This window comes from Pedosphaera parvula Ellin514 (genome assembly GCF_000172555.1).
GTDB lineage: Bacteria > Verrucomicrobiota > Verrucomicrobiia > Limisphaerales > Pedosphaeraceae > Pedosphaera.
On sequence record NZ_ABOX02000016.1, the window covers coordinates 49,208 to 63,674 of the forward strand.

A 14,467-nucleotide genomic window follows, 5' to 3' on the forward strand; every position below is an offset into this window, starting at 1 on the left:
GGTCATATTGATACAATGTATTCGTGTTCATTTCGTTTTCGTGTCTCGACACACTGATTACCAAGCCCAAATCCTAAAGAATTCGGTAGGGGGTTTTTTTAAAAGTTCGATTCACTCCTTCGTGTCTGACTGAAACCACCAAAGGGAGGACGTGTCGAGTCTTCCCCTCGTTAATAAGTATATGCGGGCAGGGAAAAGCATTCTGACTATTTGCAGGGAGCCAATTTTTATATTTATCAGCTCAGTTTTGCCTACCTTCTTTGCACCAACTATCGGCCTAGGAATTCTTGTATGTTCTCATGTAGAACGGAACAGGCTTCCCGTTAGTCACGGGATCACGTGGCCGTTTGTTCCAAGTCATTTCGCGTGTTTTACCTGCAATCGTGGTAAAGATGGCCTTGCGATGTTCGGGGTAAACGGTCATGGACCGGACGAACTGGCGAATCAGTTCCCTCAATCTCAACCTATCGGCGGGCTTATTTTTCAGGACCTTTTCGGCAGTTACAAACAAATCATTGAGTGCGGCCTCTCCCTGAGGATTGCGATTCAGAGTGGCAGTCAGGCTGTCTTTCTTAACACGAAGCATTTTGATTTCTTGTTCCAAGCTGGCGATACGTTCCAGCACGGAGGATGGCGTTGCGGCTGCATCCGATTCAATCACGGCAATCAGCCTATCACGTCTGGCAGCCTTGTCTTCAATCTGGCCGTCTATCGTCCTCAGTTCAGTTTGAATTGAGTCGTCGGCTTTGCATTCACTCAAAAATGTGAGAGCCGTCTCACTTGTGAACATGTAATGCAAAAAGATGCGTTCGAGTTCATTCAGGTCCACCGATGTTGCGGGCTTACACAAGCCAAGAATTGAGTTGTGGCAGTATAGATACCGGTAAAGTTTGGAACCCCCTCCTTTGATTTTGCGTGTGCGGGTGATGCGAGTCATCGTGGAGCCACACTTTCCACACTTGCAAATACCTTTGAGCAACGACACATCTTTCAGCGAATGGCGGCCACGATAATGACGGCGTTCCTGCAACTTGGCTTGCACAGCATAAAAGTCCTTCTGTGGAATGATGGCTGGAAAGTAATTTTCAACGGGCTCGTCCAGCTTTGTATAGGTTCCAATCACGGCTTTGTCCGTGAGGATTCGGTGCAATGTGATGCGATGCCACTTTGATGCAGGCGTAGCTCCATTCGTAATCACCGGCACCTTTTGCGAGTTCATGGTTTGAGACAATCTCCAAATCCCAAGGCTTTCCTTCAAGTAGGCTGCGAAAATCTCTTTCACCACCTTGGCCTTCTTGGAAATCACAGACCACTTCTGGCCTTCACGTTTCAACCAACAAGGGGCCGGAATTTTAACAGCCTCCTTCGTTTCCACTATGCACCGTTTCTTGCGTGACCAAGCATCTTTGATGCGTTCCGATTTCATCCGGCTCTCGTCACCACCCCGGATAAGGTAGGTGGTAGCGACGATGAACTCGAACGGGTTTTTATTTATATAATCGTAGGAATAGACTTTGTCCTCCGTCACCAATCCAACGTCGATTCCTTGTCGTAGAATGTCGGTCAGCAGATGCGAGGCTTCCACGATGTTGTTTCGAGTTAGACGGTCCAAAGCCTCCACTACGAGCACCGTGCCTTTGGGAATTTTGTTCTCACGGACTGCGGCTAGAAAAACTCCAAGATTTCCACTGTCAGCATTCTTACCTCTGAAGGCTGAAAGACCAAGGTCCTTTACTGTCAGTGATTCATCCAAAAAAAGATTGTGGCGGCTACAGAATCCCTTCGTGCCCTCCAATTGACGAGCCAAGGAGAACCCCTCCTCTTGTTTCAATGAGCTGAAACGTATATAGCTGATTGCTTTTCGTCCCACCGTTGTCGTCGTTTTCATGGGGGGCATCATACGTTTTTACATATTGGAACACAATACGTACTCTATGTAAAAGGTCGTCTCTCGACCAAGGACAAGAATGGCGTCGCGTTGGTTGGCTCACGCCTGACCACGCATTACGGCCTCGAAATTGCACGCAAGCTCGCTTATCAACTCGCTTATATCGGCGTGACGGTCGTGAGCGGCGGCGCACGCGGCATCGATACCGCCGCGCATCAAGGGGCGCTCAGCGCGAAGGGTCGCACGATTGCTGTGCTCGGCACCGGCATCAACCTGGTTTTTCCACCTGAAAACGCAGACCTTTTTGAACGCATTGCTGCCAATGGCGCGGTGCTTTCACAATTTCCGTTCAACCGCAATGCAGACAAGCAGACGTTTCCCATTCGCAATCGCATCGTCGCCGGCATGACTCTCGGCACGGTCGTGGTTGAGGCAAACCTTACCAGTGGTGCCCTCATCACTGCCAACATGGCGGTGGAAGCCGGACGGCAGGTCTTCGCGGTGCCCGGCCGCATCGATTCCCCGCGCAGCAAAGGCTGTCACGAACTCATCAAGAAAGGCGCGAAGCTCTGCGAAGGGGCGGAAGACATCCTCAGCGAATTCGAATATCTATTTCCCTCCACAAATCGTCCACCCGGAGCGAGTGAAACCGGCGTGCTGCCCGCACTCAATCTTTCGGAGAACGAACAGAAAGTTTATGATGCCCTCAGCAACGAGGAATCGAACATCGACGAAATCATCCGTCACTCCGGCCTGCCCAGTTCCGCCGTGTCCGTAGCGCTCCTCGGCTTGGAAATGAAACGCCTCATCCGCCAATTGCCGGGCAAGATGTTTCTGCGGAATGCCTAATAATCAGGAGGCAATGCGACGCACACCGGCAATCAAGCGATCCACTTCGCCTTCGGTAGTGTAGCAGGCACATCCGGCTCGCACCAAGCCTTCACGTGTATGACCGAGGCGTTCGAGCACATTGGTGGCATAGAAATTCCCATTGGAAGCGAACACGCCATCCTGGGCCAACGCTCGCGCCACTTCTGCAGAAGGCTTCCCGGCAACGACGAATGAAACGGTCGGGGTGCGTGGCTGTCCGGGAGGTGGTCCGTAGCAGGTCACGCCTTTAATTTCACTTAACCCACTCCAAAGCCGCGCAAATAGAGCATCGCCTCGCGCGTGCAGTTCTGACATTGCCAGAACAAGCCGCTCCCGTCGCGTCGCACCTGAAGCCAGGGACGCCAAAAACTCCACGGCTGCACCGCCTCCAACAATGGCCTCGTGGTTCTGTGTTCCGGTTTCCATTCGTTCGGGAATTTCATTGGACGCCGGATCCAATTTGGGAACATCCAGCCAAGTCATCACTTCGGCGCGCGCATAAAGCACGCCGGCATGAGGTCCATAAAATTTGTAAGGGGAACAGGCCAGGAAATCACATTCCATGGCTTTCACATCAATCACACGATGAGCCGCAAAATGGACGGCATCCACAAAGCAAAGCGCGCCTTTGGCATGAGCAAGCTGCGCAGCATTGCGAACCGATGAAATGGTTCCCAGCGCATTGGAGGCAGCCCCGATTGCCACAAGGCGCGTCTTCGACGTCACTGCACGCTCAAGCTCGCTCCACACCAGTTCACCGGTCTTCACATCGAACGGCACCGAGCGGATGGTCACACCACGCTCCTTCGCCAAAGCGCGCCACGGAGCCACGTTGGCTTGATGATCCAGTTCCGTCACGACGATCTCATCGCCCGGCCCCCACGCACGTCCCAAACCGCGGGCAACGTGAAAGGTGATGGTGGTCATGTTATTGCCGAAGGCAACTTCGCGCGGAGAGGCATTGAAGAAATCTGCGAAGGCTTCGCGCGCGTTTGCAAGTGCCGCGTCGGTTTCCGTGCTGGTGGGAAAATTCCAATGAGTGTTCGCATTGTGGTGATAGAGATAATCCACCATGGCCTCCACTACGTCCTGCGGGACCTGTGTGCCACCCGGCCCGTCGAAATAGGCGACTGGCTTTCCATTATGCTCGCGCGTCAGTGCCGGGAACCGTGCACGAATGATCTCCGGAGCCGCCAACGCTGATGGGACAGATTGATTTCCAAAAACTGGGTTCTTCATAAATGAAAACGGGACCACTGAGATTGCCCTGGACAGCCAGATTTCAAAAGAAACTTCCTGACAGCACTGTTGATAAGGCTTTGATAATACCCGGCAGTGTCAAAGAGTCAACGGGAGACAGGATGCTTATCGGGGCAGACGCATTTAAATGGGTTCTGCCCCAAAATATTATCACAAAACGATTTCCCTCGACACGCAATCTCACCATTTTTAAACTACCCGCATTGCGAGTTTTCAATGCGGGTAGTTTATGTTCTGCAGGTTTCGTCTAAAATATTTTGACTTTATTTACGTATCTTGAGCGGTGGAACGTCAGGCGTGATGGGATTTCGGAATTGGCAATTTTGATTTCCGCTGGATGGCAGTCGCATTGAGCTGCGTCTGCTCTGGGATGCTTATTTGCCATCTGTCAGGGAGAGTTGCTGAATTCTTTTAAGCTTTTACACACCCTTTACAATTCTCTGCGGCTTTCCACATAAAGGCTTAACAGAGGTGGGCTTTATTACTGGAGTGAATCATCAAACAATCCAGTAATCATGAATGCGAAACGCTATCCCTACTTGATGGCCGCCATTCTGTTCATCGCCGAATCCCTCCATGCCGATCCGCAACTGACTTCATGGCTCACGACTTACTCCGGCAGATATGCCCGGATCTCCGAGACCGATGCCCAACTTGCCACAGGCACTACTGAGACAACCTGGAGCCGCAATTCCGTGAGCCAAAGCCTGCCCGCTTATTGCGGCATTCAAAATATCTATTCCTCGTCCAACTGGGTTTATATCCGCACCACCGGTTTGGGCAGCCACCAGATGGGACCCTGGTACAATGATGCGACGCGCACGACGCTCTTCGTCAATGTCCCAGCCAACCAGAAGGTGCTCGTCCGCTTCCCGCGCACGCCGACGGTGCCTGCCACCAAGTCCACTGTAGGCGGCGAAATTGGTTACTTCGTGGATGGCGTGGATGCGTTTGATTCGCGCGATGCCGTTTCCTACATCAACTCTACGGGCAGCGATGGTTCACCGCCGGGCGGCGGCGGCACAACCGGCGATGGCATCTGGAATCGCGACGCCTACGTGAACGAAACCATCACCTTCGATCCGGCACTCGCGCATCAGCAAAACACCGGCGTCTATCATTATCACGCGAACCCCATCGCCACTCGTTATCTGGTAGGCGACCATGTGGATTACAACACTGCCACCAAGACTTACACCGAGAGCACGAATGCGCCCACCAAACACTCGCCGATTGTGGGTTGGATGAAAGATGGTTTTCCTCTGTATGGCCCATACGGCTATTCCAATCCGACCAACCCGGCAAGCGGAGTGCGGCGCATGATCTCGGGATTTGTGCTGCGCAACGGACAATACGGCACCGCCAATCTCGCGGCCACCGGTCGCACGACCATTCCTGCGTGGGCAGCCCGCGCGGGAAATCGTTCATCCACTTTGTCTGCCACGGAATATGGTCCGGCAGTGAGCACTTCCTTCCCGCTGGGCCGTTACACGGAAGACAACGACTACCTTGGCGATCTGGGCAAAACGGTTGGAGTGGATTTTGATCTCAACGAATACAATTGCCGTTATTGTGTCACACCGGAATATCCGGGCGGCACTTACGCTTATTTCGTTTGCATCACCAGCAATGGGCTGCCGACCTATCCTTACAATGTTGGCAAACAATTTGTCGGCAGTCCGACTGGCACAGCGGTCACCAGCATCACCGAGACTGTGACCACCAATTTTATGGGCGGGGCGGACGCGGCGTTGCAACTCAGCAAACCGGTGGCCAGCAACAGCGTCGTGACATTGGTGTGGAGTGCAACGGAAGGCGGCACTTATCGCGTGGAGTCATCAACGAACCTCACTTCATGGACGACCAATGCTTCCAACATCGCGGCCGTCCGCGACAGCGGAAACTACAGCGGCAGCAGTGCGGAGAGCGACAAGTTTTTCCGCGTCGCGCGCACTGCACTGGCGACTTACGATCCTGTCTCCGGCACGACTACCAATACGGGCGGCTCTGGCACGATCACCATGGCACCCACTTCGGGCAATCGTGGCTCCAGTTTGAGTATTGCCGCAGTAATCAGCTCCAGTGCAACACCACCCGTGCCACCGCAATCCGGCGCGCCAGTGCAAAGTTTCACGGTGGGCACACTCACTGTAACGGGTGCGACGTACACCTACAGCGGCGGACAGGGAATTGTGACTGGCACCCTCACGATACCGGCCGGCGCTGCGGCAGGTGGCCAGACCATTACCATCACCTTCTCGCCCCCACCCGGGCAGCAGAGCGGCCCGACTTATACCCAGGCCAACGGATTCACCATCAATTAATGAGTGCCACCCAACCATTTGTCTCGTGTGAGACAACGGCGACTCGAGGCGTAACGTGTGTCACTTCGAGTCGCTGTCCACTTTATATTTCGAAATTCAACCAGGAGGCATGCCCATGAAAACAACTATCAAAATGTTCGTGGCTACAATTCTCATCGCGGTCAACTCAGACGCCGCTGATCCCCAGATCGATTCGTGGTTCACCCAAAACTCAGGCAAATATGCGCGCATTTATGCCACCTCCGCCGATGAAACCTCAGGCAATGCCATTACCACCTGGAGCCGTGGTTCAGGGACACAATCCCTGCCAGTCTATGCCGGCGTGCGGGAAGTCTCCTATTCAGCAAATTGGGTTTACATTCGCAGCAGCGGCCTGGCCAGTTATGTAATGGGTCCGTGGTACCTCAATGCTGCGAAGACCCAGCTTTTTCCGAACTACCCCGCCAATGCGAAGGTGCTTTATCGCATTCCGCGCAGCCCGGTCGTGCCCGCCAGCAAAACCCTAACGGGCCTGGGTGCGGTGGGATATTTCGTGAATGGCGTCGCCTTGTTTGACAATCGTGACGCGTTTTATTGGAACGGCAGCAGTGAAGTGCAAGGCACCGGGCTTTGGAATCGCGATGCTTACGTGAATGAAAGCGTTACGTTTGATGCCGCGCTCGCGCACCAGGCTGGCGCGGCCCACCATTACCACGCCAATCCCATCGCACTGCGTTATCAACTGGGCGATCATGTGGATTATAATGCCAACAACAACCGTTACACGGAGAGTGCCGGTGCGCCGACCAAACATTCTCCCATCGTCGCCTGGGTTCGGGACGGCTTTCCTATTTATGGGCCGGATGGCTATTCCAACCCCACGAATCCAGCCAGCGGCGTGCGCCGGATGGTTTCCGGTTTCGTGATTCGTGACGGCCAGAACGGCACGGCCAATCTTGCCACAACCGGACGCACCAATCTTCCCGCCTGGGCGGCGCGCGAATACAACCGCTCAGCCACACTCGCCGCCAGTGAATACGGTCCGAATGTCAGCACGACCTATCCGCTAGGACGTTATATCGAGGACAATGAATACTTGGGCGACCTCGGCAAAACCCTGGGCGTGGACTTTGATCTCAATGAATACAATTGTCGCTATTGTGTGACACCGGAATTTCCCAATGGCACCTACGCCTACTTCGTGACCATCACCACGACTGGCGCGCCAGCCTTCCCGTACAATCTCGGTCGCAGTTTCTATGGCGATCCCACCGGCAACACCGTTACCAGCATCACCGAGGCGGTGACGACCAACTTCGTCGGTGGCGTCAATGCGGCGTTGCAGCTTAACCCGCCAATCGTGACGAACAACACGGTGACACTCGTCTGGAGCGCAACCGAAGGCGGGACCTACCGGGTGGAATCCAGCGGCAATTTGACTGGGTGGGCTACAAACGCCACCGGGGTTGCAGCAACTTTCAATCGCGGCACCATTTCCACACCCGCCACACCGACCAATCAGTTCTTCCGCGTGACCCGCACAGCAATTGCTTCGTATGATTCGAACTAGTTGATCCTTAAATTCATGCGAACGCTTATCGTTTGCCTTGGCGGTAACCCTTCATCCGGCTGCCGCCAAATTGGCTTCCTGCCACGCTTGATTACCGCCCTCTCTCGTGTAATAGTCATTTCAACCACCGCAAAGTAGCTCACCTGGAATCAAACGGTTTTGTTTGAGTTAAGCTGATTCCGGTTTGGCCATGCGGTCGTAATTAATCTTTTCACGTTGGTTGCTTCAACATTTCCTGAAAGGCGGTTGCGGTGATTCTAAGGCCGCTTTGTCCTTCGCATAAATCGGTTGGCACGGCGATTGCTTTTGTACATTTGAGACTCACCTGTCCGCTTTACCCACAATAGGGAATTTTATGGCAAAATATTGCTCTGAGACGATGCAGTTCGGCAAACCGGGACTTCGGTTGGCACTTGGCACAGCCTTCATCACATTCGCGATGAGCTTGTCCTGCTCCGCGGTGAATCTGCAACTGGGAGTCAATCCGCCCGGCGCTTTGGATGGCTCATCCCCTTCCATCAACCTGACCTGGGATGCGTCACTGGACGGCGTTTACCTCGTGCAAAGCAAAACGAATTTGGAAAATGACGTTTGGAAGACGGAGGAGCCGGTTAAATCAAATGTCGGCCCCATCAAGTGGATGGCACCCGAAGCGCTGGAACGTTCCAAGTATTACCAGCTTGTCCTCCCACAACCGGAAATTCTCAGTGTGGAGCCGGCCGTGGTTTCAACGAATGGCGGCACGCTTTATGTTATGGGGCAAATGCTGTCCACCAATGGCATGCTGCGGGTGGGCGGTTTGGTTCTGTCGCCCAATGTGCTTCAGCCGGGATCGGTTTACAGTTTCACCCTGCCACCACTCACCGAAGGGACCTACGATGTGGCATGGCTCGAAGGCGGACAGGCCGTGGCAACCGCGTACAAACTTTTCTCCGTCACCGGGCAGCCCACTCCCGTGGGCGGGTCAACGGATCGCCTGCTCGAACCGCCGCAGGAACCGCCAGCCAGCCCGGGCAATCGCACTTACACAGCCGGTAGATTTGAGCTGGACACCATAACCGGGTCTGACATTCAAGAAGGCAAAAAGGGACTGAATGCAGTAAACGTCAAACTTGCCTCCCGCACCGCTGGCGGCGGTGGCGGCGACGGAAGTTTCGAGGATGATTTTGCCCTCTGGCCTCACATGCATCAACACAGTAATCAACGGTGGGCCGGCACTCATCATTTCAGCATGCGCGTTAAGGAGACTGGTCAATGGTGGTGTGCTGGAAGCCGGCAAAAAACCATTAATGATGACGTCGGCGAGATGAGGGAAGTCCCCATGCATCCGGCACATGTCGAATTCCCGAATCTGATGCTTTTCTCCGGTGAAGTGCAGTTGGAAATAGCCGACACGGTCATTCCCGGTCGCAGCCTGGACTTCGCCTGGGTGCGCACCTATCGATCACGAACCGGAACAAATACAGCCATGGGTAACGGCTGGGACTTTTCTTACAATCTATCGATTCAACCGCTCGGTGGAGACATCCTGGTGCATGATGGGACCGGCCGTGACGACCGGTTTTTCGCGCAAACGAATGGAACCTATTCGGCCCCTGAATTTTTCTGCGAAGGCTCCTTTAGCAAGAACATTTTCATACTTACCTTCCCGGATACAGGAAAGTGGGTTTTCAATCCGCTCGACGGCTCAGGGCAGGCCGGAAAAATTTCCCAAATTGTAGACCGCAATGGGAACGCCCTGACATTCGGATATGATGGAAGCGGGCGATTGTTCACGGTAGTGGACGACTTGGGGCGCACCAACACCATTGGCTATGACAAGAATGGTTTCATTCAAACGCTCACCGATTTCGCCGGCCGCGTGGTGACTTTCAACCATCACGGTTCATCAACCAGCTCCGATCTCAAGGGACAGCTGCTCTCGGTCACTTCGCCGCCCGTTGTGGGCACGCCCAACGGCAATGATTTCCCGGACGGCAAAACCACAACCTATTCTTATTCGACGACTCCACCGATGAAGCGCTAAATAATAATCTGCTCAGCATCACCGATGGCAAGCAGCAGACCTGGTTGCAGTTCGTCTACGCCACCAACACTGATCCCGCCAGCGTGGATTATGACGCGGTCGATTATGTGCAGCGCGGACCGTATCGCACCAAACTGCGCCGGTTTCCGCAAACACCAACCCCGTCAAATGATTTCGCAGTGGTGAAGTGCGTGGTGAACGATGGCGCCGGCAATGTGAGCGAGTGTTTCTTCGATTCGCGGAACCGTTGCGTTCGCCAGCTCGATTATACAGGCCGCGCGAATCCAGATCTGCCGACGACGGAGACGCAGAACCGCCCGACCGGCAAGCTGCGCCAGAGCGATCCGGACTTCTACGAAACACGCTGTGCGTGGAACCGGGATTCCCTCTGCACTCGCATTACCTATCCCAACGGCGATGCAACCACGTGCACTTATGAGCAGGACTTTGATAAGAATGCCAGCGCGCGAAAGAAGGGTGATTTACGCATTGTGCGGGAACTCGCCTGCTGCACAGGTGCGGACACCGATGGTGATGGCGTGAATGATTTGACGGAGCGTGCCTGGCATTTCAGTTATGACCCACGCTTTGGCTCGCCTGCGATCTGCGAGGGCAAAAAGCTTTACGTGGGCAATCTGCCTTTCTCGGCGACTGAATCCCGGTTTGCCTCCGGTCCGCGCCAGACCACTTCGCTGGATGGCATCCATACGGCCAGAGAAATGAAGCTCACTTCCGGCCAGCCAACCATCATTGATAATAAGAAAGGGCTTTTCCTTACTGGTGTCATTGATCCCCGGGGAAATGCTTCGGCGGCGAATTATGATGCGCAGGGCAACCAGCTGCACTGTGAATCCACCGACCGCAAAGGTGGTGCGGTGGTTGCCTGCGACTTCAATTACAAAGAACATGGTAAACTGGCCGCCATTACCAATGCTCCGAATGGTGATGGCATTCGCCGGGTGGATACCTTCAATTATTACGACAGCGGTCCGCAAGCCGGGTACCTGGCTGATTGGACAGTGGACTCTGCTGGGCCGACGGTCACCATCACCCGCTTCGAATATGATCCACAGGGCAACGTCACTCGCTGTGTGGACCCGCGCACCAATGATTGGTTGTTCACTTACAATGCGCTGGACCAGATGGTGCAATGCCAAACGCCGACGAATATTAACGCGCGTTGCGCCACGGATTATTTTTACGATACAGCTGACAATCTGGTGCAAACACGCATTGAAGTGCGTGACGATACAGACACCAAGCTTGGCACTTATTCCCGTTTCAAACATCCCGATCTCATGAAGCGTTGCCTGCGGGTGGAACAGGAAACCGACTCAAGTCATCTAGTCGCCGCTGAGTTCCAATACGATGCCAATGACAATCTGGTGCTTTATCGTTCCCCGGAAGCGGTCAACGGCAATGACCCAAATAACGTGGTGAGCTACACGTATGACGAGCGCGACCTGCTATTCCAGGAAACACACGGGCCCGGACTTACCAACGGCACACTGTCAGAATTTTCGTACGACGCGGACGGTAATCGCCTCGTGGTCACTGTGCGGGATGCCTTCGGGAATAATGCAGTGCCTGCGACGCGCGTTTTTGCCTATGATGGGTTTGGCCGACCGGTGCGGGTGACGGATCCCATGGGAAATACGATCACGAGAGCCTATGACGGTAATGACAACCTGGTTTATGAGCGGTTCGACGGCGAATTAAACGATGTGGCCGGAAGCGCTTCCAACCGGCGACTTTCGGAGAAGCGATGCGTTTACGATGGATTCGACCGTTGCGTCCGCACCAGTGAAGCTTTCTTTGACCCCATCACCGGCCTCGCTGTCGGCGACGGTATGGCGAGCACTACCATCAATTACGCGCCCAACGGCCTGGTCACCAGCACTGCCGATGATAATGATCACCATACGGCTTTTACTCACGATCGCCTCAATCGCCTCGTGACGATCACCGATCCAAAAAGCAATCTGGTAGTGTATGCCTACGACGCTTGCGGCAATGTCCTCAGCAGGCAGCAGGTGGACGTATCTGATTTGGGTGGTCCGGTCCAGACATTTGTCAGCTCGTTTGTCCTTGATGCGCTTAACCGCTGCATCGGTGACAGCGATAATGTTGGGAATACCAATCTTTATGCCTATGACTCACGCAACAACGTGGTGCGTTATGTGGATCATAATTATAATATGAGCCGGTGCAATTATGATGGGTTGAATCGTTGCACGCTGACCATTGCAGATCTGAATGGAGATGGTTTGCTTGATTTGGCAACCGATGCGAGCTCCCTGCGCGTGTGGGATGACAACTCGAGGCTGGTGACGATGACGGATGCCAACGGGAATACCACACACTACGGCTATGACTCGCTTGATCGCCTGATGACAACCACGCATGCCGATCAGACTACAGAATCGCTGGTCTGGAGCCCACGGAGCAATCTGGCCTCACGAACGGATGCCAACGGCACCACGACGATCAGCACCTACGATCTGTTGGATCGCTGTCTTCAAAGGAACATCACACCCGCCAGCGGCGTGGCGGCAACCACGACCTTCGAGACGTTCCAGTACGATGGCCTCTCCCGTTGCGTGATGGCGAGCAACAATGTTTCAAGGCTCAACTTCGCCTACGACTCGCTCGGCAACTGCGTGAGCTCAGCACAGGATGGTCTCCCGACAACCTGCACATTCGATGGCGTGGGCAATCGCCTCTCAATGGCTTATCCAGGCGGACGCATCTTTCTGTCCACTTACGACGCACTCGATCGTGTGAGCAGTCTTTCCACAATTCCTTTCGCCGGAGGCGCACTCTCTGGGATTGCCACCTATGCTTATGATGGTCCGGACCGGCTTTCCACGATTTTGCGCACGAACGGGGTTAACACCCGCATTCGCTACGACGGTCTGCAGGGTCAGCCTAACTCTCCGGGCGACCTCGGTTGGCAACAGGTGGCGAGCATCAACCATGCTCGTGGCGCCCAGGCGGTGGATCGACGGATTTTTGCCTATGATGGCAATCAGAATAAAATCCTGCGGGCGCAGGTGGTTCCGTTCGTGCAGAACCAACCGACCGCCACCAATCTCTGGTCTTACACTGCGTTGAACCAACTCAGCAAAGCCATTAATACAAAGGGAACAGGAGCGACACTGCGGTCGTATCATCTGGATGCCAAAGGCAACCGTCTCGAGGTGACCAATGATGTCACGGTGGATGTTTACACGCGCGATGCAACGCTGCCCGAACCGGCCGACTTCCAGATGGATCAATACACGGTGACACCGTTCGGCACGGAGCAGCACGATCATAATGGCAACCTCATTCAACTGAGTGGCAGCGACGGACCAACGACCTGCTTCTATGATTATGCGAACCGGCTGGTGGAGGTGGACCGTTTGAACAACGGAATTCCAGGGCTCGTGGCCAGTTTCAGTTACGATGCGCTGGGCCGCTGCATCAGCAAGACAACGTATCCAGGCGTGCCGTCTGCACCGGTTACAATCCAGTATGTGCATGGTGGCGATCTGGATCGCGATGGCGTCCTTGAAGAACGGGTGAGTGGAGTAGTTTCCCGCGTGCATTGCTGGGGCATCACCGGCGGTGATTTGGATGGCGATGGCTATCCGGATCGCGTGGCTTTCACCGGAGGGGGCGAACCGATTTATTATCACACAGACGAACTGGGCAATGTGCTCGCGTTAACCGATGCCAATGGCTCCGTGCTTGAGCGCTACGATTACGATGACTATGGCATGCCTACTTTCCTCACCTCTGACGGCTCGCCGATGGTGGGCGGTGATGGTCTGCCGGTGACGCAGTCGGCGTTCGGCAACTCGTATCTGTTCCATGGCATGGAGTGGGTTGCGGAAACCGCTTTGTATCATGGTTCGGGTTCGAAGGGTGAAAATCCGCTCTTTGAAAGTCCCACGAGCGGTCGCTATCTCAGTCCCACCCGTTGCAGCGACGGCACCTGCATCGCGGAGCAGAATGCATTTTCATTTGCTGGAAACAATCCCTGGACGGCGGGCATGATTCGATCCAGGAACAAACATCAAGGCGACTATCTGCCAGCGCACAATTTCAAGCTGGAGATCGATGGCCGAATAAGGCATCTGCACAAGGAGGGCATCATCCACCGCGATCTCGCAGCGCGCAATTTTTTGGTCGTCAGCGGCTCGCCTGGGGGTTCACCGTTAGGCACCGAGGCATGCAGCCGCGAGGTGCTCAAAAGTTATTTTGAGCATGGTGACACGCCGACTCAATCGCAGTTCAAGGCCATCAACACCAAAGGGACAGGTGCAACCCTTCGCACGTGGCGCCCGGGCCGGCCGACCTACGGAGATATTACCTGCGCTGGCGGCGCGGGTGGCATTACTGCATTTTATGTTAATCCAAGGTCGATTTCTCGCTAGCAGTTTTAATCAGCAGGTGCGAATGCATTAACCACGAAGGGCGCAGCTTTGCCATGCTCAACTGAGGGCAATTGGTGAAAAACAGCATCGGTCATAGGATGACCGGTATTAATTGAATCCTCCCAGAAG

At 54.4% G+C, this 14,467-nt stretch carries 7 protein-coding genes; 5 read left to right on the forward strand and 2 right to left on the reverse strand.

Translation table 11 applies throughout. From position 1 onward, the window contains the following. Positions 1–277: 277 nt before the first annotated feature. Positions 278–1,888: a recombinase family protein gene (locus CFLAV_RS14295; RefSeq protein ID WP_040548786.1), complete on the reverse strand. Its 1,611-nt coding sequence runs from the start codon at positions 1,886–1,888 to the stop codon at positions 278–280. A gap of 24 nt (positions 1,889–1,912) precedes the next feature. On the opposite strand from CFLAV_RS14295, the gene dprA reads away from it, so the two are divergent. Next, positions 1,913–2,737 carry a DNA-processing protein DprA gene (dprA, locus tag CFLAV_RS14300; protein ID WP_272941481.1) on the forward strand — a complete coding sequence of 275 codons (825 nt, stop codon included), beginning with the start codon at positions 1,913–1,915 and terminating at the stop codon, positions 2,735–2,737. Positions 2,738–2,740: 3 nt separating this feature from the next. Here the strand turns inward: dprA and CFLAV_RS14305 are convergent, their stop codons facing one another. After that, entirely contained in the window at positions 2,741–3,997 is a 1,257-nt protein-coding gene (locus CFLAV_RS14305) for a cysteine desulfurase-like protein (RefSeq protein WP_007415462.1), read from the reverse strand. 536 nt (positions 3,998–4,533) lie between these two features. Between CFLAV_RS14305 and CFLAV_RS14315 the strand changes: the two genes are divergently transcribed. The 4 genes from CFLAV_RS14315 (at position 4,534) to CFLAV_RS14330 (ending at position 14,338) form a co-directional block, all read left to right on the forward strand. Beyond that, on the forward strand, positions 4,534–6,342 hold the full coding sequence (locus CFLAV_RS14315) for a YHYH protein (RefSeq protein WP_007415463.1): 1,809 nt from the start codon (positions 4,534–4,536) through the stop codon (positions 6,340–6,342). A 115-nt stretch (positions 6,343–6,457) separates the two neighbouring features. Beyond that, the gene (locus CFLAV_RS14320; protein WP_007415464.1) at positions 6,458–7,891 is read left to right on the forward strand and encodes a YHYH protein; all 1,434 of its coding nucleotides are present in this window, start codon (positions 6,458–6,460) and stop codon (positions 7,889–7,891) included. 355 nt (positions 7,892–8,246) lie between these two features. Beyond that, a complete protein-coding gene (locus CFLAV_RS14325) occupies positions 8,247–9,917 on the forward strand; it encodes an RHS repeat domain-containing protein (protein ID WP_007415465.1) in 1,671 nt (556 codons plus the stop codon). 44 nt (positions 9,918–9,961) lie between these two features. Then, on the forward strand, positions 9,962–14,338 hold the full coding sequence (locus CFLAV_RS14330; protein WP_007415466.1) for an RHS repeat domain-containing protein: 4,377 nt from the start codon (positions 9,962–9,964) through the stop codon (positions 14,336–14,338). Positions 14,339–14,467 lie beyond the last annotated feature (129 nt).